Annotated in this window: 22 protein-coding genes and 1 pseudogene; 11 read left to right on the top strand and 12 right to left on the bottom strand. The window is 64.2% G+C overall.

Features of this window, described 5'->3' with window-relative positions; all coding sequences use genetic code 11:
• Positions 1–11: 11 nt before the first annotated feature.
• A complete protein-coding gene (purL, locus tag AC0L23_RS14545; protein WP_473357061.1) occupies positions 12–2,222 on the bottom strand; it encodes a phosphoribosylformylglycinamidine synthase subunit PurL in 2,211 nt (736 codons plus the stop codon).
• A gap of 183 nt (positions 2,223–2,405) precedes the next feature.
• Here purL and AC0L23_RS14540 point away from each other — a divergent pair, with 183 nt between their 5' ends.
• Together AC0L23_RS14540 and AC0L23_RS14535 are read left to right on the top strand one after the other, a co-directional pair.
• Complete coding sequence (locus tag AC0L23_RS14540) at positions 2,406–2,885, top strand: PaaI family thioesterase (protein ID WP_085384292.1); 480 nt, start codon at positions 2,406–2,408, stop codon at positions 2,883–2,885.
• Positions 2,886–2,960: 75 nt separating this feature from the next.
• Positions 2,961–3,917 carry a DMT family transporter gene (locus AC0L23_RS14535; RefSeq protein ID WP_026232967.1) on the top strand — a complete coding sequence of 319 codons (957 nt, stop codon included), beginning with the start codon at positions 2,961–2,963 and terminating at the stop codon, positions 3,915–3,917.
• A 31-nt stretch (positions 3,918–3,948) separates the two neighbouring features.
• On the opposite strand, the gene AC0L23_RS14530 is transcribed toward AC0L23_RS14535, so the two are convergent.
• A complete protein-coding gene (locus AC0L23_RS14530; RefSeq protein WP_085349363.1) occupies positions 3,949–4,545 on the bottom strand; it encodes a TetR/AcrR family transcriptional regulator in 597 nt (198 codons plus the stop codon).
• 153 nt (positions 4,546–4,698) lie between these two features.
• Here AC0L23_RS14530 and AC0L23_RS14525 point away from each other — a divergent pair, with 153 nt between their 5' ends.
• Entirely contained in the window at positions 4,699–5,097 is a 399-nt protein-coding gene (locus AC0L23_RS14525) for a RidA family protein (RefSeq protein ID WP_018455526.1), read from the top strand.
• A 45-nt stretch (positions 5,098–5,142) separates the two neighbouring features.
• On the opposite strand, the gene AC0L23_RS14520 is transcribed toward AC0L23_RS14525, so the two are convergent.
• Positions 5,143–6,114, bottom strand: a complete 972-nt coding sequence (locus AC0L23_RS14520; RefSeq protein ID WP_247368156.1) for a tripartite tricarboxylate transporter substrate binding protein BugD — start codon at positions 6,112–6,114, stop codon at positions 5,143–5,145.
• Positions 6,111–6,812: a phosphoribosylformylglycinamidine synthase subunit PurQ gene (gene purQ / locus AC0L23_RS14515; protein ID WP_018455524.1), complete on the bottom strand. Its 702-nt coding sequence runs from the start codon at positions 6,810–6,812 to the stop codon at positions 6,111–6,113. The genes AC0L23_RS14520 and purQ overlap by 4 nt, the downstream gene beginning before the upstream one ends.
• A gap of 163 nt (positions 6,813–6,975) precedes the next feature.
• Here purQ and AC0L23_RS14510 point away from each other — a divergent pair, with 163 nt between their 5' ends.
• On the top strand, positions 6,976–7,992 hold the full coding sequence (locus AC0L23_RS14510) for a magnesium and cobalt transport protein CorA (RefSeq protein WP_018455523.1): 1,017 nt from the start codon (positions 6,976–6,978) through the stop codon (positions 7,990–7,992).
• A gap of 10 nt (positions 7,993–8,002) precedes the next feature.
• Here AC0L23_RS14510 and purS read toward each other — a convergent pair whose 3' ends face one another.
• Together purS and purC are read right to left on the bottom strand one after the other, a co-directional pair.
• Complete coding sequence (gene purS, locus AC0L23_RS14505) at positions 8,003–8,245, bottom strand: phosphoribosylformylglycinamidine synthase subunit PurS (protein WP_026232966.1); 243 nt, start codon at positions 8,243–8,245, stop codon at positions 8,003–8,005.
• A 12-nt stretch (positions 8,246–8,257) separates the two neighbouring features.
• Positions 8,258–9,025, bottom strand: a complete 768-nt coding sequence (gene purC, locus AC0L23_RS14500; protein WP_008974302.1) for a phosphoribosylaminoimidazolesuccinocarboxamide synthase — start codon at positions 9,023–9,025, stop codon at positions 8,258–8,260.
• Positions 9,026–9,335: 310 nt separating this feature from the next.
• On the opposite strand from purC, the gene AC0L23_RS14495 reads away from it, so the two are divergent.
• Positions 9,336–9,659, top strand: coding sequence for a DUF1476 domain-containing protein (locus AC0L23_RS14495; RefSeq protein WP_018455521.1), 324 nt, complete (start codon positions 9,336–9,338; stop codon positions 9,657–9,659).
• Positions 9,660–9,714: 55 nt separating this feature from the next.
• Here the strand turns inward: AC0L23_RS14495 and cynS are convergent, their stop codons facing one another.
• Positions 9,715–10,203, bottom strand: a complete 489-nt coding sequence (cynS, locus tag AC0L23_RS14490; RefSeq protein WP_018455520.1) for a cyanase — start codon at positions 10,201–10,203, stop codon at positions 9,715–9,717.
• Positions 10,204–10,341: 138 nt separating this feature from the next.
• Entirely contained in the window at positions 10,342–11,886 is a 1,545-nt protein-coding gene (locus tag AC0L23_RS14485; RefSeq protein WP_247337328.1) for a bifunctional AfsR/SARP family transcriptional regulator/alpha/beta hydrolase, read from the bottom strand.
• 149 nt (positions 11,887–12,035) lie between these two features.
• On the opposite strand from AC0L23_RS14485, the gene mddA reads away from it, so the two are divergent.
• The 4 genes from mddA to AC0L23_RS14465 are packed head-to-tail and all read left to right on the top strand — an operon-like array spanning position 12,036 to position 15,289.
• The gene (mddA, locus tag AC0L23_RS14480; protein ID WP_085358897.1) at positions 12,036–12,839 is read left to right on the top strand and encodes a methanethiol S-methyltransferase; all 804 of its coding nucleotides are present in this window, start codon (positions 12,036–12,038) and stop codon (positions 12,837–12,839) included.
• Positions 12,836–13,537, top strand: coding sequence for a helix-turn-helix transcriptional regulator (locus AC0L23_RS14475; RefSeq protein WP_051112990.1), 702 nt, complete (start codon positions 12,836–12,838; stop codon positions 13,535–13,537). The genes mddA and AC0L23_RS14475 overlap by 4 nt, the downstream gene beginning before the upstream one ends.
• Positions 13,534–14,511 (top strand): NADPH:quinone oxidoreductase family protein, encoded by a 978-nt coding sequence (locus AC0L23_RS14470; protein WP_473357060.1) that lies wholly within the window; start codon positions 13,534–13,536, stop codon positions 14,509–14,511. Before AC0L23_RS14475 ends, AC0L23_RS14470 begins: the two co-directional genes overlap by 4 nt.
• 28 nt (positions 14,512–14,539) lie before the next feature.
• Positions 14,540–15,289, top strand: coding sequence for a PaaI family thioesterase (locus AC0L23_RS14465; protein ID WP_018455515.1), 750 nt, complete (start codon positions 14,540–14,542; stop codon positions 15,287–15,289).
• Positions 15,290–15,388: 99 nt separating this feature from the next.
• Here AC0L23_RS14465 and AC0L23_RS14460 read toward each other — a convergent pair whose 3' ends face one another.
• Positions 15,389–17,062 carry a tetratricopeptide repeat protein gene (locus AC0L23_RS14460; RefSeq protein ID WP_473357059.1) on the bottom strand — a complete coding sequence of 558 codons (1,674 nt, stop codon included), beginning with the start codon at positions 17,060–17,062 and terminating at the stop codon, positions 15,389–15,391.
• Between the two features lie 95 nt (positions 17,063–17,157).
• Entirely contained in the window at positions 17,158–18,357 is a 1,200-nt protein-coding gene (locus AC0L23_RS14455; protein WP_473357058.1) for a TrmJ/YjtD family RNA methyltransferase, read from the bottom strand.
• Positions 18,358–18,715: 358 nt separating this feature from the next.
• On the opposite strand from AC0L23_RS14455, the gene AC0L23_RS14450 reads away from it, so the two are divergent.
• Positions 18,716–19,930: an NADP-dependent isocitrate dehydrogenase gene (locus AC0L23_RS14450; protein ID WP_473357057.1), complete on the top strand. Its 1,215-nt coding sequence runs from the start codon at positions 18,716–18,718 to the stop codon at positions 19,928–19,930.
• A 99-nt stretch (positions 19,931–20,029) separates the two neighbouring features.
• A complete protein-coding gene (locus AC0L23_RS14445; RefSeq protein WP_473357056.1) occupies positions 20,030–20,524 on the top strand; it encodes a DUF3455 domain-containing protein in 495 nt (164 codons plus the stop codon).
• Positions 20,525–20,528: 4 nt separating this feature from the next.
• Here AC0L23_RS14445 and AC0L23_RS14440 read toward each other — a convergent pair.
• Together AC0L23_RS14440 and alaS are read right to left on the bottom strand one after the other, a co-directional pair.
• Positions 20,529–21,753 (bottom strand): annotated as a pseudogene (locus tag AC0L23_RS14440) (cyclic nucleotide-gated ion channel).
• A gap of 4 nt (positions 21,754–21,757) precedes the next feature.
• A complete protein-coding gene (alaS, locus tag AC0L23_RS14435; RefSeq protein WP_473357055.1) occupies positions 21,758–24,451 on the bottom strand; it encodes an alanine--tRNA ligase in 2,694 nt (897 codons plus the stop codon).
• Positions 24,452–24,615 lie beyond the last annotated feature (164 nt).

Raw genomic sequence — 24,615 nt, 5'->3', positions numbered from 1 at the left:
GGTTCAGCCCCTCAGGCTGCCTTGCCGCCCATATACTCCGGCAGCCAGCGCTCGAACGAGGTCCGCAGCGCCTCGATCGTTACAGGCGCTTCGCCCGCGATCGCGACGGCAGCGCCGCCGGTGGTGCCGATCCGCACGCAGGGCACTTCGCAGCCGCGCATCTTGGCGAGCACGCGGCCGGCTTCCGCTTCAGGCACGGTGACGAGATAGCGCGCCTGGTCCTCGCCGAACCAATAGGCCTGAGGCACCAAGGAGGTCGGCGCCGCGAGCAGTTTGGCGCCGATGCCGCTCGCCATCGCCATCTCGGCCAACGCGATCAGCAGGCCACCGTCGGAGAGATCGTGCACGGCGGTCGCGGTGCCCGCATGGATCATGCCGCGCACGCAGTCGCCGTTGCGCTTCTCAGCCGCGAGGTCGACCGGCGGCGGCGCGCCCTCCTCGCGACCGCAGATGTCGCGCAGGTAAACGGACTGGCCGAGCCAGCCATGGGTCTCGCCGATCAAGAGGATCGCCTCGCCTTCGGCCTTGAAGGCGAGTGACGCCGACTTGGTGAAATCATCGAGCAGGCCGACGCCGCCGATCGAGGGCGTCGGCAAGATCGCTCGGCCGTTGGTCTCGTTGTAGAGCGAGACGTTGCCGGACACGACCGGGAAGTCGAGCGTGCGGCACGCTTCCGAGATGCCCTTCAGGCAGCCGACGAACTGGCCCATGATCTCGGGCCGCTCAGGATTGCCGAAATTGAGATTGTCGGTGATCGCAAGCGGCTTGCCGCCAACCGCGGTGATGTTGCGCCAGGCTTCCGCCACCGCCTGCTTGCCGCCTTCAAACGGATCGGCCTCGCAATAGCGCGGCGTCACGTCGACGGTCAGCGCCAAGCCCTTCGGGCCGTCCTGCACGCGCACAACCGCGGCATCGCCGCCGGGACGCTGCATGGTGTTGCCGAGAATGACGTGGTCATACTGCTCCCAGACCCAGCGCTTGCTGCACATATCGGGCGTTCCGATCAGCTTTTCGAGCGCGGCACCGAGACCCATCGGCGCCGCCACCTCGCGCGCATGCACGACCGGCAGCGCGGCGGAGGGGACATGCGGGCGATCATAGAGCGGCGCCTCGTCACCGAGCTCCTTGATCGGCAAATCGGCCATGACGTCACCGCCATGCTTGACCACGAAGCGCTTGCTCGGCGTGGTGTAGCCGACCACGGCGAAATCGAGGCCCCACTTCTTGAAGATCGCCTCGGCCTCTTTCTCCTTCTCGGGCTTGAGCACCATGAGCATGCGCTCCTGGCTCTCCGAGAGCATCATCTCGTAGGCGCTCATGCCGAGCTCGCGCGTCGGCACCGCGTCGAGATCGAGATCGACGCCGAGGTCGCCCTTGGCGCCCATCTCCACCGCCGAACAGGTCAGGCCCGCCGCGCCCATGTCCTGGATCGCGATGACGCAGCCCTTCTCCATGATCTCGAGACAAGCCTCTAACAGCAGCTTTTCGGCAAAGGGATCGCCGACCTGCACGGTCGGACGCTTCTCTTCGGACTTGTCGTCGAACTCGGCCGAGGCCATCGAGGCGCCGTGGATGCCGTCGCGGCCGGTCTTGGAGCCGAGATAGACGATCGGCATGTTCACGCCGGAGGCGGCGGCATAGAAGATCTTGTCGGTATCGGCGAGGCCGACCGCCATCGCGTTGACGAGAATGTTGCCGTCATAGCGGGTGTGGAAACGGACCTGGCCGCCGACCGTCGGCACGCCGAACGAGTTGCCGTAGCCGCCGACGCCAGCGACGACACCGGAGACGAGATGCCGCGTCCTGGCATGCTCCGGTGCGCCAAAGCTCAGCGCGTTGAGGCAGGCGATCGGCCGCGCGCCCATGGTGAAAACGTCGCGCAAGATGCCACCGACACCGGTGGTCGCGCCCTGGTAAGGCTCGATGTAGCTCGGGTGGTTGTGGCTCTCCATCTTGAAGACCACGGCCTGGCCGTCGCCGATGTCGATCACGCCGGCATTCTCGCCCGGGCCCTGGATCACCCAGGGCGCCTTGGTCGGCAAGCCCTTCAGATGGAGGCGCGAGGATTTGTACGAGCAGTGCTCGTTCCACATCGCCGAGAAGATGCCGAGCTCGGTGAAGGTCGGCTCCCGCCCGATCAGCTTGAGAATGCGCTCATACTCGTCGGGCTTGAGCCCGTGGGCGGCAATCAGCTCGGGGGTGATCTTGGGTTCGTTCTTCATGGAATTTGGGCTTTCGACGGCGGTTGGCCGTTCTTAGGAACATCGGACGGCTTGGAAAAGCCCTTTATGGCGCATTTTCCCGCTGTCCCACGTTTTGCGGCCGGGGGCTGCGGGAACAGGAATTGCACAGCGCGGACAGATCGGATTTAAGGACAAAAGACCCGCAATTGAAGGCCCATTTCCTTGCATGAATTGACCAAAGCGCCCCCGCCTCGCCGCCCCGACCTCCACGTCGCCACCGATGGGGAATTCCAGGGCTGGCGTACCTGGATTCGTGACAGTTTTGAGAGCCATATCGGCCCGTTCTGGCACAAGATCGAGGACGACGGCAGCGTCCGCTCGGCGTTCCGGGTCGAGAAAAAGCACCTCAACGGCTCCGGAAACGTCCATGGCGGCTGCTTCATGGCGTTTGCCGACTATTGCCTGTTCGCGATCGCCACCCACGAACTGGATGGGCCGGCGGTGACCACCAATTTCGCCTGCGACTTCCTCGACGCGGCGCGCGAAGGCGAGTTGATCGAATGCGTCGGCGAGGTCTCCCGCGCCGGCGGCTCGCTGATCTTCCTGCGCGGCAAGCTGATATCGGGCGGGCGGCCTCTCTTCACCTTCTCCGGTACGATCAAGCGGGTGAAGCGGAAGCCGGCACCGCAGCCAAACGCATAGCTCGCCGCCTTCCCTTTTGGCGCCCCCTCGCCCAGACTTGTGTCCAGCGCTGTCGCGCCGGGGAGCAACATCAAGGTGCCGCAGAGCACATCGCCGACGGGGCGGGCCACAGTCTCGCAATTGCCGTCCATGCCCGCCACAGGCGCGCGCAACTGGCGCGACTATGCGCTGCTGTTCGCGCTGGCCTGCTGCTGGAGTTCAACCTATCCGCTGGCGAAGCTCGCGCTGGATACGATCCCGCCCGTGACCTTCATCTCGGCGCGCTCGCTGATCGCGGCCGCCTTCCTGTTCGCGATCCTGTGGATGCGCGGCGTCAGGATCCCGACCGACGCCAAGGCGTGGAAGTTGTTCGCCACCCAGCAATTGATCAACTCGACCTTTCCGTTCCTGATCATCACCTGGTCTCAGCAATATGTGCCGGCGTCGAACACGGTGGTGCTGGCCTCGACCACGCCGATCTTCGCCTTCCTGATCACCTCCCTGATCACGCGTCACGAGCCGGCAACGCTGTTGAAGCTCTTGGGCGCGCTCCTCGGCCTCGCCGGCACCATCGTCATCGTGGGCCTGGATGCGCTGCGCGGCTTCGGCAGCGAGATCGTGGCGGAGATCGCCATCCTGCTCGCCACCATCTCGTTCGCCTGCGCCACGATCTTCGGCCTGCGGCTGTCCGAATACGATCCGATGGTGGTGGCAGCCGGCTCGCTGCTGTTCGGCGGCCTCGTGCTGCTGCCGCCTTCGCTGATCGTCGACCAGCCCTGGACGCTGCACCCGACGCCGACCGCGATCACAGCCACCATTGTCATGGGCATAGTCTCCAGCGCGTTGGGGCTGATGCTGTTCTACATGTGCCTGGGACGGCTCGGCACGCTGACGACGAACGCACAAGGCTATTTGCGTATCCCGATTGGCGTCGGCCTCTCCGTGCTGCTGCTCGGCGAGAGCGTGCCCTCGAACCTGGCGCTGGGACTGGTGCTGGTCATGGCGGGCGTCGCCGCGATGACGGTGCCGACGGAGCGGTTGAAGCTGCGGTGACCCGCTGCTTCCGCCGTTCGGCACGAGGCACTCAATGCGGCTTGCGCAACAATCCGCTCGCCAACGCTTGGAAGGCGTCAACGGCCTTGGTCAGGACGCCTGGCGGATCGTCGGCTGCGGCGACCCACAGCGCTGCGCTCAGCGCAGCCCCGTTCAGCAAGCGTCCCGCCGCTTCGACATCGACGGGCTTCACAATCCCCTGTTCGATCAGCGACCGAATGGTTCGCATGGTAATCTCAAGACAGGCATTCTCGCCGGGCCACTTGGATGGATCACCGAGCACGGCCGGTCCATCCAGAAGCATGACGCGCTGAATTTCAGGATCGAGCGCCATCTCGATATAGGCGGTCCCCTCTGCAAGCAGTCCTTGCCACAAGCTCGGCGCTTGCTCGCGGGCCGTGCGGAGCCGTTCCGCCATTTCGCTGTCGATCTGCTCAACGACGGCCCAGAGCAGCCCCTTCTTGTCTTCGAAGTTGTGATACAGCGCGCCCCGCGTCAGTCCGACGGAAGCAGTCAGCTCGTCCATCGACGCGGCTGCATAGCCTTGTGTGGCAAACGCCCTGCGCGCGGCCCGGATGAGCTTGGCCCGACTTTCCGCCATCGCCTCGGCGCGCTTGCCCTTCGCCATGCTTCCCAACTCCATTTGCCGACCCCATTGACATACGGTCCGTATGTTATCCATATTCCACATACGCTACGTATATGAACAGCTCGTGGAAATCCAGTGGCAGGCCCTGCCCACCACAGCTGCGACCGCCATCCATCAATCAAGGATCCAGACATGCCCAAGCGCGACGCAATCTTCCCGGCCGGCCGCCACGCCCTCTATGAAGCGCACCGCTATTCGGCCGCGATCCGGTCCGGCGACCTGCTCTTCGTCTCCGGGCAGGTTGGAAGTCGCGAGGACGGCTCGCCCGAACCGGTGTTTGAGGACCAGGTCCGACGCGCGTTTGCCAATCTGCGTGCCGTTCTCGCAGCGGCCGGATGCACGCTGGACGATGTGGTGGACGTCACCACGTTCCATACCGATCCGGCCACGCAGATCGAGAAGGTGATGGCAATTCGCGCTGCGGAGATCGGGGAGGCACCCTATCCGAACTGGACGGCAGTCGGAGTGAATTGGCTTGCCGGGTTCGACTTCGAGATCAAGGTGATCGCCCGCATTCCTGCTGCGGGGTAAGCGTTCTCGGTGGCTATGATGCCAACCGTCAGGAGCCTCGCGCTATTACTTGGCGTCGTCGGCCAGCATCTTGCGGTACTTCTCGACGTCGCGCGTCACGAGGTTTTGCAGCACCTCGGGCGTGTGCTCGTCGGGATCGGGGACAACGGTCGAGAGGTCGGCGAACCGTTTCTTCACCGCGTCGGTTTCCACGGCCGTACGCGCGGCGGCATTCAGCTTGGCAATGACCGCCGGCGGAGTGCCCTTGGGCGCGAACAGGCCGTTCCAGCCCTGCGCCTCGAATTCGGGCAGGCCGGCTTCGGCCGACGTCGGCAGATCCGGCAGGGTCGCGAGCCGCACGGTCGAGCCGACCACGAGCCCGCGCGCCAGCTTCTCGTTGATCGACTGCGAGACGGAGGCTGCCGCATCGCAGACGCCGTCGATCTGGCCGCCGATCGCATCCGTGAGCGCGGGGGCGGCGCCGCGATAGCCGACCAGCGTCGCGTCGATCCCGGCGGCTGTGACGAAGCTCTTGCAGATCAGGTAGTTCGAGGACCCGACGCCGGCATGGCCGAGATTGATCTTGCCCGGATTGACCTTGGCGTAGGCGATGAACTCTTTCAGGTCCTTTGCCGGAAAATCCTTGCGCACGGCGATGATGCCGAACGTCTTCGCCACCATGGCGATCGGCACGAAGGAGTCCGGCGTGAACGGCAGCTTTGGATAGATCGTATAGGTCGCAGCGTTGGTGCCGGCATTGCCGATCGCAATGGTGTAGCCGTCAGGCTCGGCGCGGGAGGCGCGCGCCAGTGCGGTCGATCCGCCGGCGCCGGCGACGTTCTCGATGACGATGGTCTGGCCGAGCGCGATGCCCATCTGCTCGGCAACCGTGCGCGCGATCACGTCGGACGTGCCGCCGGCCGCGAACGGCACGATCATGGTGACGGGACGCTTGGGGAAATCCTGTGCGAACGCGGCCGTCGCGAACGCAACGACGGCGACAGCGGCCGGCAGCCGCTTCAGCACGAACGCAATCACGCGGCTTTTTCCAGATGCGCGGTGAGGCCGGCGAACAGGCCGCGACCGTCGGTGCAGCCCATGATGTCTTCGACGTGGTTTTCCGGATGCGGCATCATGCCGAGCACGTTGCCCTTGTCGTTGACGATGCCGGCGATGGATTGCGCGGCGCCGTTGATGTTGCTGATATCGTCGATCGCGCCGTCAGCCGAGCAATAGCGGTAAAGGACGCGACCCTCGCCTTCGAGCCGCTTGATGGTCTCCGCGTCCGCCGCATAATTGCCCTCGCCATGCGCGATGGGCACGCGGATCACCTGCCCGGCATTGTAGCCGCGCGTGAATGGCGTGTCGGAGCGCTCCACGCGCAGATGCACGTCGTGGCAGATGAATTTCAGCCGCGCATTGCGCATCAGGACGCCAGGCAAGAGGCCGGACTCGCAGAGGATCTGAAAACCGTTGCAGACGCCGAGCACGAGGCCGCCCTTGGCCGCATAGTCGCGCACCGCGTCCATCACCGGCGCCCGCGCCGCAATCGCGCCGCAGCGCAGATAATCGCCATAGGAGAACCCGCCGGGCACCACCACGAGGTCGGTGCCATCAGGCAGCGACGTCTCGGCATGCCACACCATCGCGGGCTCGCTGCCCGAGATCAGCCTCAAGGCACGCGCCATGTCGCGCTCGCGGTTGATTCCGGGAAAGACGAGGATGGCGGCTTTCATGGCAGAGGTTCCGAACGAAGATTGAATGGGGCTGGCACGGCTGCCAAATCGTGAGCAGACATATCCATTTGACGGGGATTTTACCAGTGCTAGCCTCGGCCGCGAGCGTTGTGCACAGGCCATAGCCCGCCATCGGCCGATCGATTCGCCCGGGATTAAAGCCATGAATGTCCCCTCGCTGCCCGCATCCCTCTCCGAGCCGGTGTCCACCGAGGGCGTGATCGCCGCCGGTGCCTATGTCGACGGCCGGCGCGTCGCCAATATTGCCATCAGCGAGGCCTCGAGCTGGCGGGCGAAGCCCGGCCACGTGGTCTGGATCGGGCTGCACGAGCCCGACATGGCGCTGCTCAGCGCGGTGCAGAAGCAGTTCGACCTGCACGAGCTTGCCATCGAGGACGCCAACCACGCCCATCAGAGACCGAAGATCGAGCAATATGGCGAGGCCCTGTTCATCGTGGCGCGAACCGCGCAACTGATCGAGGGCCGGATCGCCTTCGGCGAGACGCACATCTTCGTTGGCGAAGGCTATCTGGTCTCGGTGCGCCACGGCGCGTCGACATCCTACACGCCGGTGCGCGAACGTTGCGAAAGCTGCCCGCGAGCGCTCGCGCGCGGCGAGGACTACATCCTCTACGCCATCCTCGATTTCATCGTCGACAACTACTCGCCCGTGCTCGAGAGCATTCACGAAGAGGTCGAGAGCATCGAGGATGACGTGCTCTCCAAGGCGATCAGCAAGGCGCAGATCGAGCGGCTCTATATGCTGCGCCGCGACCTCTTGCGGCTCAGGACCGCGATCGGGCCGCTGGTGGAGGTCTGCCGCCGTCTGGAGCACGACGAGCTTGCGATGGTGCGCGCGACGATGCAGCCGCTGTTCCGCGACGTCACCGACCACGTCCGCAACATCCAGGAGCGGATCGATTCCATGCGCGAGGTGCTGGCCTTCGCCTTCGAAGCGAGCCTGCTGGTCGGCCAGGCCCAGGAGACGGCGGTCTCCAAGAAACTTGCCTCCTGGCTCGCGATCATCGCGATCCCGACCGCGCTTGCCGGCATCTACGGCATGAACTTCAAGCACATGCCGGAGCTGGACTGGGAGTACGGCTATTACACGCTGCTCGGCGTGATGCTGACGGCGTGCGGCGCGCTGTATTGGCGTTTTCGTCGGGTCGGATGGCTGTGAGCCATCCCGTTCACCCGATCAGCTCGACCCGGTAGTTCTCGATCACGGTATTCGCCAGCAGCTTGTCGGCGGCATCCTTCAACGCCGCCTCCGCCTTCGCCTTGTCCGTGCCCGCGAGCTCGATGTCGAACACCTTGCCCTGCCGGACGCTGGCGACGCCGTCGACGCCGAGCGACTTCAACGCACCCTCGATCGCCTTGCCCTGCGGATCGAGGATGCCCGTTTTCAACGTCACGGTAACACGTGCCTTCACGTCAGATTCCTCTTAGCTCTTCACCAGCACCGGGCCGGAGCCGGCCGGACGCTCGTTCTCCATGAGAATGCCGAGACGCTTGGCGACTTCGGTATAGGCCTCGAGCAGCCCACCGAGATCCCTGCGGAAACGGTCCTTGTCGAGCTTCTCGTTCGACTTGATGTCCCACAGGCGGCAGCTATCCGGCGAGATCTCGTCGGCGACGATGATCCGCATCATCTCGTTCTCGAACAGCCGGCCGCACTCCATCTTGAAGTCGACGAGGCGGATGCCGATGCCGAGGAAGAGACCGGTGAGGAAGTCGTTGACACGGATGGCAAGTGCCATGATGTCGTCGATCTCCTGCGGTGTCGCCCACCCGAAAGCGGTGATGTGCTCTTCCGACACCATGGGATCGTTGAGCTGGTCGTTCTTGTAGTAGAACTCGATGATCGAGCGGGGCAGCTGCGTGCCCTCCTCGATGCCGAGGCGCTGCGACAGCGAGCCGGCGGCAACGTTCCGCACCACCACTTCCAGCGGCACGATCTCGACTTCGCGGATCAATTGCTCGCGCATATTGAGGCGGCGGATGAAATGGGTCGGCACCCCGATGTCGTTGAGGTGCTGAAACAGGTACTCCGAGATCCGGTTGTTGAGGACACCCTTGCCCTCGATCACCTGATGCTTTTTCGCATTGAACGCGGTGGCGTCATCCTTGAAGTGCTGGATCAGGGTACCGGGCTCCGGGCCTTCGTAAAGAACCTTTGCCTTGCCTTCATAAATGCGACGCCGACGGCTCATGGGGATGTACCGTGTTTTGTTGAAATCCATGTATTTGGTGTGCTCCGGTTGACGAGACTACGACCCACAGCGGAGCTGCCGTGAACGGCCCGGAACCCCTAGAAAACAGAACGGGAACCCAGCCTGAGGCAACCTATCCGATTGGCTGTCCCAGCACAATCGATCCGGCCGTCCGGCATCAAACTTATACCGCCTTGCCTGCGGCTTAACGGCTCGTTGTTTTGCCGATTCCTGCCCCCTATCTAGGCATGCACCGGGGCTCTCGCAACGAGGGCCAGCCGGGTCCAGTCAGCAGGGAATTGGAAAAGGCATGAGCACGTTGGACAAGCGCGAGGAAGGCTTCGAGAAGAAGTTTGCCCTCGACGAGGAGCAGAAATTCAAGGCGGAAGCCCGCCGCAACCGGCTGCTCGGGCTGTGGGCGGCCGAAAAGCTCGGCATCACGGGTGATGCCGCCACGGCCTATGCCAAGGAGGTGGTCGCGGCCGATTTCGAGGAAGCCGGTGACGCCGACGTCCTGCGCAAGGTCATGGCCGATTTCGCCGCCAAGAACGTGGCCGTCACCGAACAGGCAATTCGCGCCAAGATGAACGAGCTGATCGCGGTGGCGGCGGCCGAGGTGAAGGCCGGGAAATAAGGCGAAGCATCATTCCGGGGCCACGTCTGCGACGCGCCCCCGGAATGCCAACCAGCTATCCCTCCTTGAACCCATATTCCGGCACGTTGCCGCTGGCGCCGTAATATTTGTACGGCAGGAATTTGCCGCTCATCGTGAACTTGACGCGGTCGCCCTTCGGATTCGCCACGCGCTCGATCGCCATGTCGAAGTCGATCGCCGACATGATGCCGTCGCCGAACTCCTCCTCGATCAGCGCCTTCCAGGCCGGGCCGTTGACCATCACCATCTCGTAGAAGCGGTAGATCAGCGGGTCGGTCGGCGGCATCGGCGTGCCGGTGCCGCGCATCGGCACCTCGTTCAGCATGGCGGTCTCCGCCTTCGACAGGCCGAACAGTTCGCCGGCGTTGGCCGCCTGCGGCTTCGTCAGTTTCATCTGGCCGAGGATCGCGCCTGTTATCAGCACCTCGGAATAGCCGCCGATCTTCTCGCAGATATATTTCCAGCTCCAGCCCTTCTCGCGCTTGATGTCGAGCAGCTTCTCGGTGAGGTCTTCGCGTTTCATGTCAGGGTCTCCTTGGCTAAGACTATGTCGCGCCGGCTCATTTCCTCGAGGCAGCGGATAGACGCGACGCTTTTTTGTGCCACTTTGGCAGGCACGAAACGTGCCAATGACCGGGGCTACGGATTTACGTGCCTCGCCTCATCGCCTCGGCAATGCTTCCGTAAATCCCCTGATCGCATCGAGCACCGGCTGCTGATCGCCCGCGAAGAACCAGTGATCGTTGCCGTCGAGCTCGACGAATTGCGCACCTTTGATCCGGCTCGCCACATCGCGGCCGGCCGCGATCCGTACGGCCTTGTCGTCCCGACGATGCAACACCAATGTCGGCATGGCAATTTGCGGCAAAAGCTGCCGCACGTCGGCGTCGCGAAACGCCTCGAGCACGGCCGAGATGCCGCCGGGACTGGAGGCCGCGCGCAATAGCCCCGCCCACCATGCGCGGGCCTGGGGATCGCCGGCAAGGCTGGGTGCGAAGGTCTCAATCCCCACCGGACCTCCCCATTGCGCGATGAGGTGCTTGCTCCAGGCGTCGTACTGGCTGGCGCGCAACGCGTGCGGATAGTCCTGCGACCAGCAGCCCTTGGCCAATGCACCGAACAGGATGAGTCCGGCCACGAGACGCGGCTCGTCGACGGCGAATTTGATGCAGGCCGGCCCGCACTCGGATGCGCCGAACAGCACAACGCGGCGCGCATCCGCGGCGCGCAGCACGGTGCCGATATCCTCCGCGGTGACGTCGATATCAGGCGCCGACCCAACCCGGTCGGACAACCCGATCCCGCGACGATCGAACACGATCAGACGCCCCAGCTTCGTCAGTGAGGCCAGAAAGGTTCGGCTCGCCGGATGCTCCCAGGCGCGTTCCACATGCGATACGAAGCCGGGCATGACCAGGATGTCGAGCGGACCGCTGCCATAGGTCTGATACGCCAGATGCACACCGGCGCCCTTGACGTAGCGCGTCGCTGGTACAGAGTGTGCCGCCGCAGGACTCATCAACGCCGCGGTCTCGGCTTCCGGCGTAACACCAAGCTCGTCACGCAGCCGCCGCGTCAGTGCCGCATGGTGCCGCTCTGCCGCGCTGCGGTCGCCCGCCAGCAGCAGGCTGCGGATCAGATGCCGGCCATAGACCTCGCTCAAAGGATCGAGCTCGGCCAGACGGGTCGCATGCGCGGTCGCGGCGAAGTAGTCTCCGGCAGCGGTCTTGTCCTGCACCAGACGCTCCAGCGCGTGCATCAGCCGTCCCCGCAGCGCCTCGCGGCGGAAGAACGCCCAGTCGTCGAATTCCGGACAGCCCTCCGGCGAGAAGCCTGCGAGGAAATCTCCCCGATAAGTCTGGCAGGCTTCGTCAAAGTCACCGCGATCGCAGGCGCTCTCGAAAAAATGTGCATCGACCTGCAGCGCGACTGCCGGAGACCATCGCAGACTGGTGCGGTCGGTCTCGAACACCTGCTGACCGAGCGTCAGCTCGATTCGGTGAAGCAGCCGCCGCAACCGCGCAAGGCCGGTCTCGCGGTCAGTTTCAGGCCACAGCAGCGTCGCCACGATTTCGCGGGCCACAGCGCCCTTGGCCTCCGCGAGATAGATCAGCAGCGCGAGGCCCTTGCGCAAGGCCAACTTGATCGGGCGGCCGCCGGCGTGGACCTCAGGGAACCCGAATGTCCCCAGCGAGAAAGCCGTCATGAAAGTCCTCCCTCCCCTTGCGGCGCCCCCCGGGGGACGCACAGGGGACGGTCCGGCAATAGCAGTCGGGGCAGATCGAGCCTGCTCGCGGGCGAGCAATTCAGGCTCCTGAATGCGGCACGGCTGCATCAGGCACAATAGGAAAAAACATGATCTCGCGCCTCCTGATCCTGCTCTACGCCATCGTGAGCTACGTCATCTTCACGGTCTCATTTCTCTATGCGCTCGGTTTCGTCGGCAATTATGTCGTGCCCAAATCGATAGATATGTCGATCGATAAGTCGATCGATGTCGGCAGCCCGACGGACCTGAGCGTGGCCGTCGTCGTCAACCTGCTGCTGATGAGCCTGTTTGCGATCCAGCACAGCGTGATGGCGCGGCCGGCCTTCAAACGATGGTCGGCCAAATTCCTCCCCGCGGCCTGCCAGCGCAGCACCTATGTGCTGCTTTCCAGCCTGATCCTGCTGTTGCTGTTCTGGCAGTGGCGTCCGATCCCGACGCCGGTCTGGCAAACGAGCGGAATAGCGGCCTGGTTGCTGATCGGCGTGCATTGGCTCGGCTGGCTGATCGCGTTCGCCTCCACCCACATGATCGATCATTTCGATCTGTTCGGCCTCCGCCAGGCCTTCGTCGCGTTCCGCGGGAGCGAGATACCAGGTCAATCGTTCAGAACACCGCTGCTCTACAAGATCGTGCGGCACCCAATCATGCTGGGTTTCCTGCTCGCGTTCTGGGCTACGCCCGAGATGACCGCCGGCCATCTGCTGTTCGCGCTCGCGAACACGGCCTACATCCTGATCGCCCTGCAGTTCGAGGAGCGCGATCTGATCGCCGAGTTCGGCATGACCTATCAGCAATATCGCCATCGCGTTCCGATGCTGGTGCCGCGTCTCTTCACGCGCCGCCCGGCGGACGAGCGCCAGCCCCCTCGCTCCGCTGGTGCACCCCGATGAGCGCAGTGCCATGCCGCGCATTTGCGGTCGAGCGGGGGCCCGTTCAGGTGGCAGCAAACGCCGCCGTGTTCGCTGATACCCTCGATGGGCTCGACGCCAGCCTATTTCTCGTCGACACAGACGGACGTCTGATTCACGCCAATACCGCCGGGCAGGCCATGCTCGATGCGAGCGACGTCCTCCTCGAGCTCCGTGGGGTTCTGATGGCCTGCGATAGCACGGTCAGCCAGACGTTGCGGCAAGTCTTCGCGGCAGCGGGACGCGGCGACCAGGCGCATGGCATCAACGGACTCGCGATCTCGATGATCGGGCTGGACGGAGAACGCCACGTCGCCCATGTCCTGTCGCTCACATCGGGCATGCGCCGCAATGCGTCTGCCGCCTGCAGCGCGGTTGCCGCACTGTTCGTCCGCAAGGCGGCGCTGACAATATTGCCTCGTTCGGAAGCTCTCCGTAACGCGTTCAAACTGACGCCAGCCGAACTGCGTGTGATGCTCGCGATCGTCGAACTCGGCGGCGTTCCCGAAGTGGCGGCGGCACTCGGCGTCGCCAATACGACGATCAAGACGCATGTCCGGCGCCTGTTTGAAAAGACCGGTGCAGCGCGACAGGCAGATTTCGTCAAGCTTGTCGCGGGATATGCGACGCCGTTACGCAAACCTGCCGAATGCAGACAATCCGTTGGAGCGACACGATGAGAGCAATTCTATGCAGCTCATTCACCGGACCCGGCGATTTGCGCCTTAGTGAAATCGACGAGCCGAAGCCGTCCGGCGACGAGATTCTGATCGCCGTCCATGCGGCCTCGGTCAGTTTCATGGACCAATTGGTGGTCTCGGGTCTCTATCAGATGCGGCCGCCGACGCCCTTCGTGCCCGGCACGGAAGCATCCGGTGTCGTCGTCGCGGTCGGCGACAAGGTCACGGGATTCGCGCCTGGCGACCGCGTGGCGTGCGGCGCCTGGACCGGCGGCTACGCCGAACGGATGATAGCGAAGGAATCGAAAACCGTGCGACTGCCGGATGGCGTCGCATTCGAAGCCGCGGCGACGGTGCTGCACAATTACGGCACGGCCTATTATGCGCTGGTCGAGCGGGCCCGGGCGCAGCGCGACGAAACGCTGTTCGTCACCGGTGCGGCCGGCGGAGTTGGCCTTGCCGCGGTCGACCTTGGCCGCCACCTGGGCCTGCGCGTCGTCGCCGGTATCGGCTCCGATGACAAGGCGAACCTGGTGCGCGCCTACGGTGCCAGCGAGGTCATCAACTATCGCACAGAGAATCTGCGCGACCGGATCAAGGCGATCACCGGTGGCGAAGGGATCGACATCGGCTTCGACAATGTCGGCGGCGCGATATTCGAGCAGTTGGCCCGGTCGATGAAATGGGGCGGACGGCTGATGCCGATCGGCTTCACCAGCGGCGAAATTCCACAGCTCCCGATGAACCTTCCGCTGCTGAAGAACTATTCCATCCTCGGCGTCTTCGTCGGCGCCTGGGCGGAGAAATTCTCAGCTGATGCCGCGCGTATGAACGCCACGCTGATGCAATTGCTGGCCGAGGGAAAAATCCGTCCGCACATCGATCGCGTCCTTCGTTTGGAGGAGGCCGGAGAAGCCATGCGCGCCGTGGCCAACCGAACGGTTCAGGGGCGAATTGTCCTCAAGATCAGGTAAGGTGAGCCGGAAAGAGAGAACAAAACCGATGACACAGATCATCATCGACAAACGCTTTTGCGGTCCTCCGAACTCCGGCAACGGCGGCTATGTCTGCGGCCGGCTCGCCCGCCACATTCCCGGCGCCGCGGAGATAACGCTGCGCGCGCCGCCGCCGCTGGACACTCCGCTCGATGCGGTCGCAACCGACGACGGCACATGGGAGCTTCGCGACGGCAACAAGATCGTCGCGACCGGGCAGCCGGCAAGCGTGGAGCTTTCGCGCCTGGAGACAGCCAGCTTCGAGGACGCCTGCGCCGCCGAATTGCTGACGCCGGTCAAGCCGCACGAGCATCCATTGCCGACATGTTTCGTGTGCGGTCCGGCAAGGGCGAAAGGCGACGGCTTGCGCATTTTTGCCGGCTCGCTCCGTGGTCACAACGCCGTTCTCGCGGCGAGCTGGACGCCGGATCAGAATCTCGCCGCCGACGACGGCCTCGTCGCGCCGGAATTCCTCTGGTCGGCGCTCGACTGCCCCACCGGTTTTGCCTGCAATTGCGATCCACAGAGCGGCGGCTTCGACAAGGCACCGCTGCTGCTGGGGCGAATGTCAGCACGGATCGAAGCCCGCCCGCGCCCGGGAGAACGCTGCATCATCACGGCCTGGCCCATCGGCCGCGACGGCCGCAAACGCGCGGCCGAAGCTGCGCTTCACGATGAAGCCGGGAGATTGCTGGCGGTGGCGCGAGCGACATGGATTGCGGTCCAGCGCGAAGTGCAGCTCGGACGTCCTTCGTAAGGTGGCCGAAGGCGCGCAGCGCCATGCCCAGCACTTCCGTCTCGGTACGTGAGATGGTGGCACGCTTCGCTTTGCCCGCCTTAGGAAGCCTGATCGAGGTCAGCGGCTCGCTCGCAGCGAAAGGAGCTCAACGTCGGCCGCCTGCTTCTCGATGAAGGTCTTCGGGCAATCGGCCGCCGCCTGATCCAACAGCCTAAGCGCCTCTTCCTTGGAGCCGCCCTTCAGTGCGCGCTCGGCAATATAGAAATTTGCCTCGCAGAACTGCCACTTTCTCTTCATCGGGTCGGCGTCGTCCGCCGCGCTGAGCACTTGCTCCGGCGTCATCTTGCCGAGAAAGAGATTGACGATCGGCGCGGGCCATTTCGTCGCGTCCAGCTGCTTCGCAGCCTCGCTCAGCCGGCTCTGTTGGTCGCTGCGCTTTGCAACGATTTCGCGCCATAAAACCGGATAGGCATCCTTTGGATTGAGCTGGATTGACTGATCGAGGTCAGCCAACGATTTTGCAAAAGAAGCGCTCTGCCAATAGACCCTTGCACGATGAAAGTAGGCGCGCGCATCCCTGGCATCGAGTTGTACAAGTTGATCGTAGTCCGCAAGCGAGCGGTCGAAGTCTCCTTTGGCCCTGTACGCGTTGCCGCGAGACGATATTGCATCCTTGTCCTTGGGATTTAGGCGAATCGCCTCATCGTAATCTGCGATAGCGCGGTCAAGATCGCCTTTCGCGTAGTAGGCTACCCCGCGAGCGCGGAGCACAGGGCCGTCCCCTGAAGCGAGTGCAATTGATTCACCCGCGACGGACGTGGAAATGGGGTCACCGTCCTGACCTTGAATCCGCGTCTGCCGACCACCCGAGATCCCTTGATCCTGATGTAGCAGCCGGATCACCTGGTCGTAATCGGCGATGGCGCGATCATAGTCGCCCTTTTGAGCATAGACGACACCGCGGCAGCCGTAGGCAGTCCGGCTTTGTGGATTCAGCTCGATGACCCGGTCGTAGTCGGCGATAGCGCGGTCGAGTTCGCCCAGCTGAGAGAAGGACTCGGCTCGGAAGTAGTAGAAATTCTCCTTCGTTGGCCTGATCGGCGTGGTTTGATCGAGTTCGGCCAATGCACGTTCTCTATTGCCCTTGGCGAAGTAAACCCGACCCCGGCACAGTTGGCCGCCGCCGGTTTGGGGGCTGATCTCGACCGCTCGATCACAGTCGGCCATGGCCCGATCCGGATCCCCCTTGCTAATGTAAGCAAGGCCTCGCTCGACATACGCTATGACGTTGTCCGGATGGATCAGGAGAGCCTGATCATAGTCGGCGATGGCGCGGACGAAGTCTCGTCTCGCCGAATAGACGTGAGCACGTCCGATATATGCGTAGGTACTCTTCGGATCGAGCTCGATTGCCTTGGCGTAATCTGACAGCGCGGCCTCGGGCTGTCGCTTTTGAATAAACGCAGACGCCCTCGCGATACGGGCGTTCAGATTGCCCGGATCGCGCTCGATGATCTGATTGTAGTCCGCGATCGCAAAGTCGATCTCGCCCTTCTGGCGGTAGAACATGGCGCGGCGGAAATGCGCCATGATCACAGCTGGCTGCATACCGGTCGCTGCCTCGATCATGGCGGTGCAGCCCGCAATGCGGTCATCGACACTGAAATTGCCGGCCGCGTTGCACTTGGCGCTCAAGGCCATTTCCGCACGAGCGCCCGATATTTCGAGCAAGGTCGCCAACGCCAACGCGCTTACGCCTGCTGCCGCACAAACGAGCGCGCGGCCTGTCATTCCGACATGCAGTCCCGGGGGACGACATTAGCAACCGGTCATGCTCTTGCACAGCCCTCGGTTGCGGCGCTCGCAAACCGGCGGCGTGCCCAAAGTTATGTTGTTTCCGCCATCATCCCCTGCAACCGTACCAGCTCCGCCTCGAGATCCCGCTCCACGTCCGCAGCCCGCATCTCGATCACGCGATAATCGCGCGCCTCGAGCCACGCCCGCCGCGACGCGCGATCCGCGACGATCGTCTCATTCTCGCCCGTGTTCACCAGTTCGATCGCGATCCGGTGCGGGAACGAGACGAAGTCCGGGATATGCCGCCCCACAGGAGTCTGGCGCTTGAACTGGCCTGCGAAGCGGCGGTCGCGTGTGAGGGCCTGCCAAAGCAGCCGCTCGGCATCGGTTGGGTTGCGGCGGAGCAGACGGGCGAGGCCGCGCACGGTGGAGCCGCTGTCGGGGACGCCGCCGCCCTGACCGTGCTCGGCCAAAAGCGCACGCAGCCGCGTTGCCTGCTCGCCGTCGAGCACGCCGCCTTTGGCCGGGCCCTTGCGCCCTTCCGCGATCGCCATCACGACCCCATGGAGGGTGTGCATGTCCTGTTTGGTCGGCTCCATCCGGGTGAAGATGTTGCGCAGGTTCACCAGCATGGTGTCGCGCTTCTCGGCCGGGCGCAGAAATTCGACCCGGTCGAGTTCGCGGATCAAATTGTCGAAGAAGGCCTGCATCTGGTGCTGCGAGGCGCGCTCAGAGCGCTCCGGCATGGCGTGCGGCAGCTCGCCGGAGGTCGCCCGCTTGAACCATTCGTAGCCGACCAGCAGCACCGCTTGGGCGAGGTTGAGCGAGGCAAAGCCCGGATTGACCGGGAAGGTAATGATGCGGTTGGCGAGCCCGACCTCCTCATTGGTCAGGCCCCAGCGCTCCCGGCCGAACAGGATACCGGCCTTGCCGCCGGCGGCGACGTGCCCGGAAATCTCGCTAGCTGCGGCTTCCGGCCCCACCACCGGCTTGGCCTGGTCGTGGGGACGCGCCGTGGTGGCGAACAGCAGGTCGAGGTCGGCGATGGCCTCACCGACCGTGTCGAACAATTCGACCTTGTCCAGAATATAGTCGGCCCCGGCCGCGGCGCGCTGGGCGGCGATGTTGGGCCAGCCGTCGCGAGGGTTGACGATGCGCAATCGGCTCAGCGCGAAGTTGCCCATGGCGCGCGCGGCCATGCCGATGTTTTCGCCAAGCTGCGGCTCGACCAGGATCACGATGGGACCGTCGAGGGAAAGGCCCGCTTTGCTCTTGTCAGTCCCGGACATCTCGCTTCGCTTTCACACTGGTTCTCAAGGTCTTGGACAGGCGCTCTTCATGAACTGATTCAAGGCCGGTCCTGACCTGGTCTCGACCTGCTCTCGGGCCGGCTGCCCGTTCGCCTGTCGTTTGCCTGTCCTGACGAAATTCTCAAGGGAAATAACGGGTTGGATTCGACTTTTGAATCTTGCCTGAACCCTCTGCCCGGCCCCCGCGGCAGGGCTGCTCCCGCCCCCCATCTGCGGAGGCTGGATGAGCTAAAAGTGCATAATCCCTTGGCTTTCGCCCGCTGCTATCAGGTGCTAAGAGGCGGCGGATATTCCCGTGGCGCGCCACAAGCGCCGTTCCCAAGAGGCTTCCCCGATCATGGCAAAAATCAAGGTGTCCAACCCCGTCGTCGAACTCGATGGCGACGAGATGACCCGGATCATCTGGCAGTACATCAAGGACAAGCTGATCAACCCGTTCCTGGATGTCGAGCTGCAATATTTCGACCTGGGAATGGAGTACCGCGACCACACCAACGATCAGGTCACGATCGACGCCGCCGAGGCGATCAAGAAGGTTGGCGTGGGCGTCAAGTGCGCCACCATCACCCCGGACGAAGCGCGGGTGAAGGAGTTCAACCTCAAGCAGATGTGGAAGTCGCCGAACGGCACCATCCGCAACATCCTCGGCGGCGTGATCTTCCGCGAGCCGATCATCTGCAAGAACGTGCCGCGCCTGGTTCCTGGCTGGACCAAGCCGATCATCATCGGCCGCCACGCCTATGGCGACCAGTATCGCGCCACCGACATCAAGTTCCCGGGCAAGGGTACGCTGACGATGAAGTTCGTCGGCGAGGACGGCACCGTCATCGAGAAGGAAGTGTTCAAGACCCCGGGCGCCGGCGTCGCGATGCAGATGTACAACCTCGACGATTCCATCATCGACTTCGCCCGCGCATCGTTGAATTACGGCCTGCTGCGTAACTACCCGGTCTATCTCTCGACCAAGAACACGATCATGAAGGTCTATGACGGTCGGTTCAAGGACATCTTCCAGGACATCTACGAGCGCGAGTTCAAGAAGGAATTCGACGCCAAGGGCCTGACCTACGAGCACCGCCTGATCGACGACATGGTCGCCTCCGCGCTGAAATGGTCCGGCGGTTATGTCTGGGCCTGCAAGAACTACGACGGCGACGTGCAGTCCGACACGGTGGCGCAGGGCTACGGCTCGCTCGGCCTGATGACCTCGGTTCTCCTCACCCCCGACGGCAAGACGGTAGAAGCCGAAGCTGCCCACGGCACGGTCACCCGCCACTACCGCGCGCATCAGAAGGGCAAGGAGACCTCGACCAACTCGATCGCATCGATCTTCGCCTGGACCCGTGGCCTGTCGCACCGCGCCAAGCTCGACAACAATGCCGAGCTCGCCAAGTTCGCCAACACCCTGGAGAAGGTCTGCGTCGACACCGTCGAGGAAGGCTACATGACCAAGGACCTCGCGCTCCTGGTTGGCGCCGACCAGCGCTGGCTCTCGACCACCGGCTTCCTCGACAAGGTCGCCGAGAACCTCGGCAAGGCGCTGGCGGCGTAAGCCGTCCGCAATTTCGCCCGACTGGGCCGGACATCATCACGGGCCGCGTCGCAAACGCGGCCCGTTCGCTTATTTGGACCTTTGCGCGGAGATGCGACCATGTCGATCAAGCTTGCCGTCCCCTGCCTGTTGCTGCTCGCTGGACCGGCTGTGGCCGCCGACCCGCTTCCCGACGCCATCGCCGCGCCCGGCGAGAGCATCGTGCTCAGCGTCCACGCCGAGGGCGCGCAGGTCTATGAGTGCAAAGCCGGCAGCGACGGCAAGCTCGCCTGGGCTTTTCGCGAACCCATCGCGACGCTGCTGTCCGAGGGCAAGACGATCGGCCGTCACTATGCCGGACCGAACTGGGAGCATGCCGACGGCAGCGCCGTAGCCGCCAAGGCCGCCGGCAATGCGCCGGGTACCACCGCCGCCGACATTCCCTGGCTGAAGCTGGAAGTGACCGCCCACCGCGGCAGCGGCGTCCTCACGCCCGTTACCACGGTTCAGCGTATCAACACCCATGGCGGCAAGCTCGACGGCGCGTGCGACAAGGCCGGCAACTTCAAGAGCGCGCCCTATTCAGCCGACTACGTCTTCCTGAAGAAGGGCTGAGCGCTTAGCGGTCGGTGCCGTCGCGCTCCGCCTGCGCCAGCTCCGCCACCGCAAGGTCACCGCTGCCCTCCAGTCGCGCCTTTGCGGTCTTGTGGACGTGCGCGGCCAGCGTCGGCATGCGTTCGATCAGGGCGTGAAAGTCCTGGGCGTCGAGCACCAGCAGCCGGGTCTTGCGTGTCGCCGTCACCGTGCCGCTGCGTTTTGTCTTATGCAGCAGCGCGATCTCGCCGAAGAACGTGCCATCCGCGAGCCGCACCTGCTGGTTCGGCAGCGCGATCTCGACCTCGCCGGCGGTGATGAAATACATCGACGAAGCCGCATCGCCCCGCCGCACCAGGATCTCGCCCTGCTCGATCGTGCGCGCCCGCAGCAGCCGCATGATGTCGGCGATCTCGGATGCGCTGAGATGCGAGAACAGCGGCACCCGCGCCAGCATACCCCAGGTGACCACGAAGTCGCGCCGCTTCACCTCTTCCGCAAACGCCGTCGAGATGATCGCGACCGGCAGCGCGATCATGAAAGCCGCTGATGATGGTGAAGACGGAGATGAACTTTCCGAGCGCCGTCACCGGCACGACGTCGCCGTAACCGACGGTGCCAAGCGTCACGATCGCCCACCACATCGCCTGCGGAATGGTTCCGAGCTTGTCCGGCTGCACGTCGCGCTCGATGGCATAGAGCAGCGAGGCAAACGTCAGAACCGCGCCGATCAGGATGACGATGCAGCCGATCAGCGCCCGCCGCTCCGCGTGCACGGCCGCGAGCAGCGACCGCATCGCCGGCGAGTAGCGCACCAGCTTGAAGAACGGCAGCACGCCGAGCGCTGCCAGCGTCGCATGCCGGCCCGTGGCTAGCACGATCGCGGCCGGCAGGAACGCGAGCAGATCGATGATGCCGAGTGCGGAGAAGACATAGCTGAGCCGGCCGGACAGCGCGGACGCTGCGCGCTGGGTATGGCCCGCCACGGTCCACAGCCGCGCCGCATATTCCAGCGCGAACACGATCACGGACAGGATGGTGATCGCCGAAAACAGCGCGCCGAATTGCGCGTCCAGCTCCGGCACCGAGGCAAGGATCATCGCGGCGACATCGAGCACGATGACGCCGATGATCAGCTGGATGAAGCGCGACCCGACCGAGTAGGCCAGCGGATCATGCTCCAGCAATTCGTAGAGGCGATCCCTCAGATTGGGATCGCGAAGCTCAATTCCTCGCGGAACGGGGCGCACCTGCCTACGCGCCGGCCGATTTTTGTTTAGCCATGGCTTTTTCGATCGCCGTGAGCGCCGCGGCCGCATTGGCGCCATCAGGGCCGCCGGCCTGCGCCATGTCGGGCCGCCCGCCGCCGCCCTTGCCGCCGAGCGCTTCGGAGGCGACCTTCACCAGATTGACTGCATTGAAACGCGAAGTGAGGTCCGCGGTGACGCCGACCACGACGCCGGCCTTGCCATCCTCGGTGACGCCGACGATAGCGACGACGCCGGAGCCGATCTGCTTCTTGCCGTCGTCGGCAAGGCTCTTGAGATCCTTCATCTCGATGCCCTCGACCGCGCGCGCCATCAGCTTGACGTCGCCGACTTCGCGCACACCTGAGGCCGCGCCGTTGCTCGAAGCTGCACCGCCGCCCATCGCCAGCTTCTTGCGGGCGTCGGAGAGTTCGCGCTCGAGCTTCTTGCGCTCCTCCATCAGAGCGGCAATGCGCGCCGGGACGTCGTCGATCGAGGTGCGCAGCTCGTGGGCCGCGGTCTTCGCCAGCGCCATGGTGTCGTTGGCGTGTTTTCGCGCGTAGTTGCCGGTTAAAGCCTCGATGCGGCGCACGCCGGAGGCGACCGCGCTCTCACCCGTCAGCGTGATCAGCCCGATGTCGCCGGTCCGCCTGACATGCGTGCCGCCGCAAAGTTCGACCGACCAGCCGAGTGCGTTGGCGCCGCGCTCGCGCGCGGTCCGGCCCATCGAGACGACGCGAACCTCGTCGCCATATTTCTCGCCGAACAGGGCGCGTGCGCCGGCCTCACGGGCCTCGTCCACGCCCATGACGCGGGTCGAGACTTCGTCATTCTCCAGCACCACCTCGTTGGCGATGTCCTCGACGCGCGCGAGCTCCTCCGCCGTGATCGGCTTCGGATGCACGAAGTCGAAACGCAGCCGATCCGGCGCAACCATCGAGCCGCGCTGGGCGATATGGTCGCCGAGCACCTGGCGCAGCGCCTCGTGGATGAGATGGGTCGCCGAATGATGCGCGCGGATCGAAAAGCGCCTGCCGTGATCCACTTCGAGCTGCAGCGCGGTGCCGAGCTTCAGCTCGCCGCTCTCCAATGTGCCGACGTGAACGAAGAAATCACCGAGCTTCTTCTGGGTGTCGGTGACGCGGAACTTGATGCCGCCCTCGCCGGTCAATACGCCGGTGTCACCGACCTGGCCGCCGGACTCCGCGTAGAACGGCGTCTGGTTCAGCACGATCGCCCCTAGCTCGCCGGCCTTGAGGCTCGTGGCTTCCTTGCCGTCCTTGACCAGCGCAGTCACCACGCCTTCAGCGCTCTCGGTCTCGTAACCCAGGAATTCGGTTGCGCCCAGCTTCTCACGCAGCGGGAACCAGATCGCCTCGGAAGCCGCTTCGCCAGACCCCTTCCAGGACTCGCGCGCCTTGGCCTTCTGACGCTGCATCGCGTCGGTGAAGGAGGCCTGGTCGACGCTGATGCCGCGCGACTTCAGCGCGTCCTGCGTCAAATCGAGCGGGAAGCCGTAAGTGTCGTACAGCGTGAAGGCGACGTCGCCGTCGAACATGTCGCCCTTCTTCAAGGACGCGCTCTTCTCGTCGAGAATGGCGAGGCCGCGCGTCAGCGTCTTCCGGAAGCGGGTTTCTTCCAGCCGCAGCGTTTCCTCGATCAAATTTTCCGCGCGCATCAAATCCGGATAGGCCTGGCCCATCTCGCGCACCAGCGCCCAGACCAGCCGATGCATCAGCGGCTCTTGCGCACCGAGCAGCTGCGCATGGCGCATCGCGCGGCGCATGATCCGGCGCAGCACATAGCCGCGGCCCTCGTTCGAGGGCAGCACGCCGTCGGCGACGAGGAAGGCCGACGAACGCAGATGGTCGGCGATGACGCGGAACGAGGCCACGGTCTTCTCGTCCGGTCCGCTTCCCAGAGCCGACGCGGTCGCGTCGATCAAATGACGGAACAGGTCGGTCTCGAACACGCTGTCGACGCCCTGCATGATGCAGGCCATGCGCTCCAGCCCCATGCCGGTGTCGATCGAGGGACGGGGCAGCGCCACGCGCTCCTCCTTCGTCACCTGCTCGTACTGCATGAAGACGAGATTCCAGAATTCGAGGAAGCGATCGCCATCCTCCTCAGGCGAGCCCGGAGGCCCGCCCCAGATGTGCTCGCCGCGATCGATGAAGATCTCCGAGCACGGCCCGCACGGCCCGGTGTCGCCCATCGCCCAGAAATTGTCCGAGGTCGGGATGCGGATGATGCGGTCCTCGGAGAAGCCCGCGATCTTCTTCCACAGCCCGGCCGCCTCGTCGTCGGTGTGGTAGACCGTGACGAGCAGCTTGTCTTTCTTGAGCCCGAATTCCTTCGTGATCAGCGTCCAGGCCAGCTCGATCGCGCGCTCCTTGAAATAGTCGCCGAACGAGAAGTTCCCGAGCATCTCGAAGAAGGTGAGATGGCGCGCGGTGTAGCCGACATTGTCGAGGTCATTGTGCTTGCCGCCGGCGCGCACGCATTTCTGCGAGGTGGTGGCGCGCTGATAGGGCCGCTTCTCGACGCCGGTGAAGACGTTCTTGAACTGCACCATGCCGGCATTGGTGAACATCAACGTCGGATCGTTGCGCGGCACCAATGGCGAGGACGACACGATCTCGTGGCCGTTCTCGGCAAAGAAGTTCAGAAAGGTCGACCTGATCTCGTTGACGCCGCTCATGTTCATCCAATCGGGTGTGCTTGCACCCGCCTTCCAGCCATCCAAACCGCAAGTTTGGGCTGATATCTGCGGGCCAATGCGCTTTTAGACAAGGCCAGCTTCGCTGTCCAGAAACTGTGCAGCCAGATCAAGGCGTTGCCGCAGTCGCGTAATCCGTTGGAAAG

The sequence above is a fragment of the Bradyrhizobium sp. MI1.4 genome (assembly GCF_055811315.1).
Note: the sequence above shows the minus strand (reverse complement) of the source record. Positions and strands in the feature narration are given on the sequence as shown.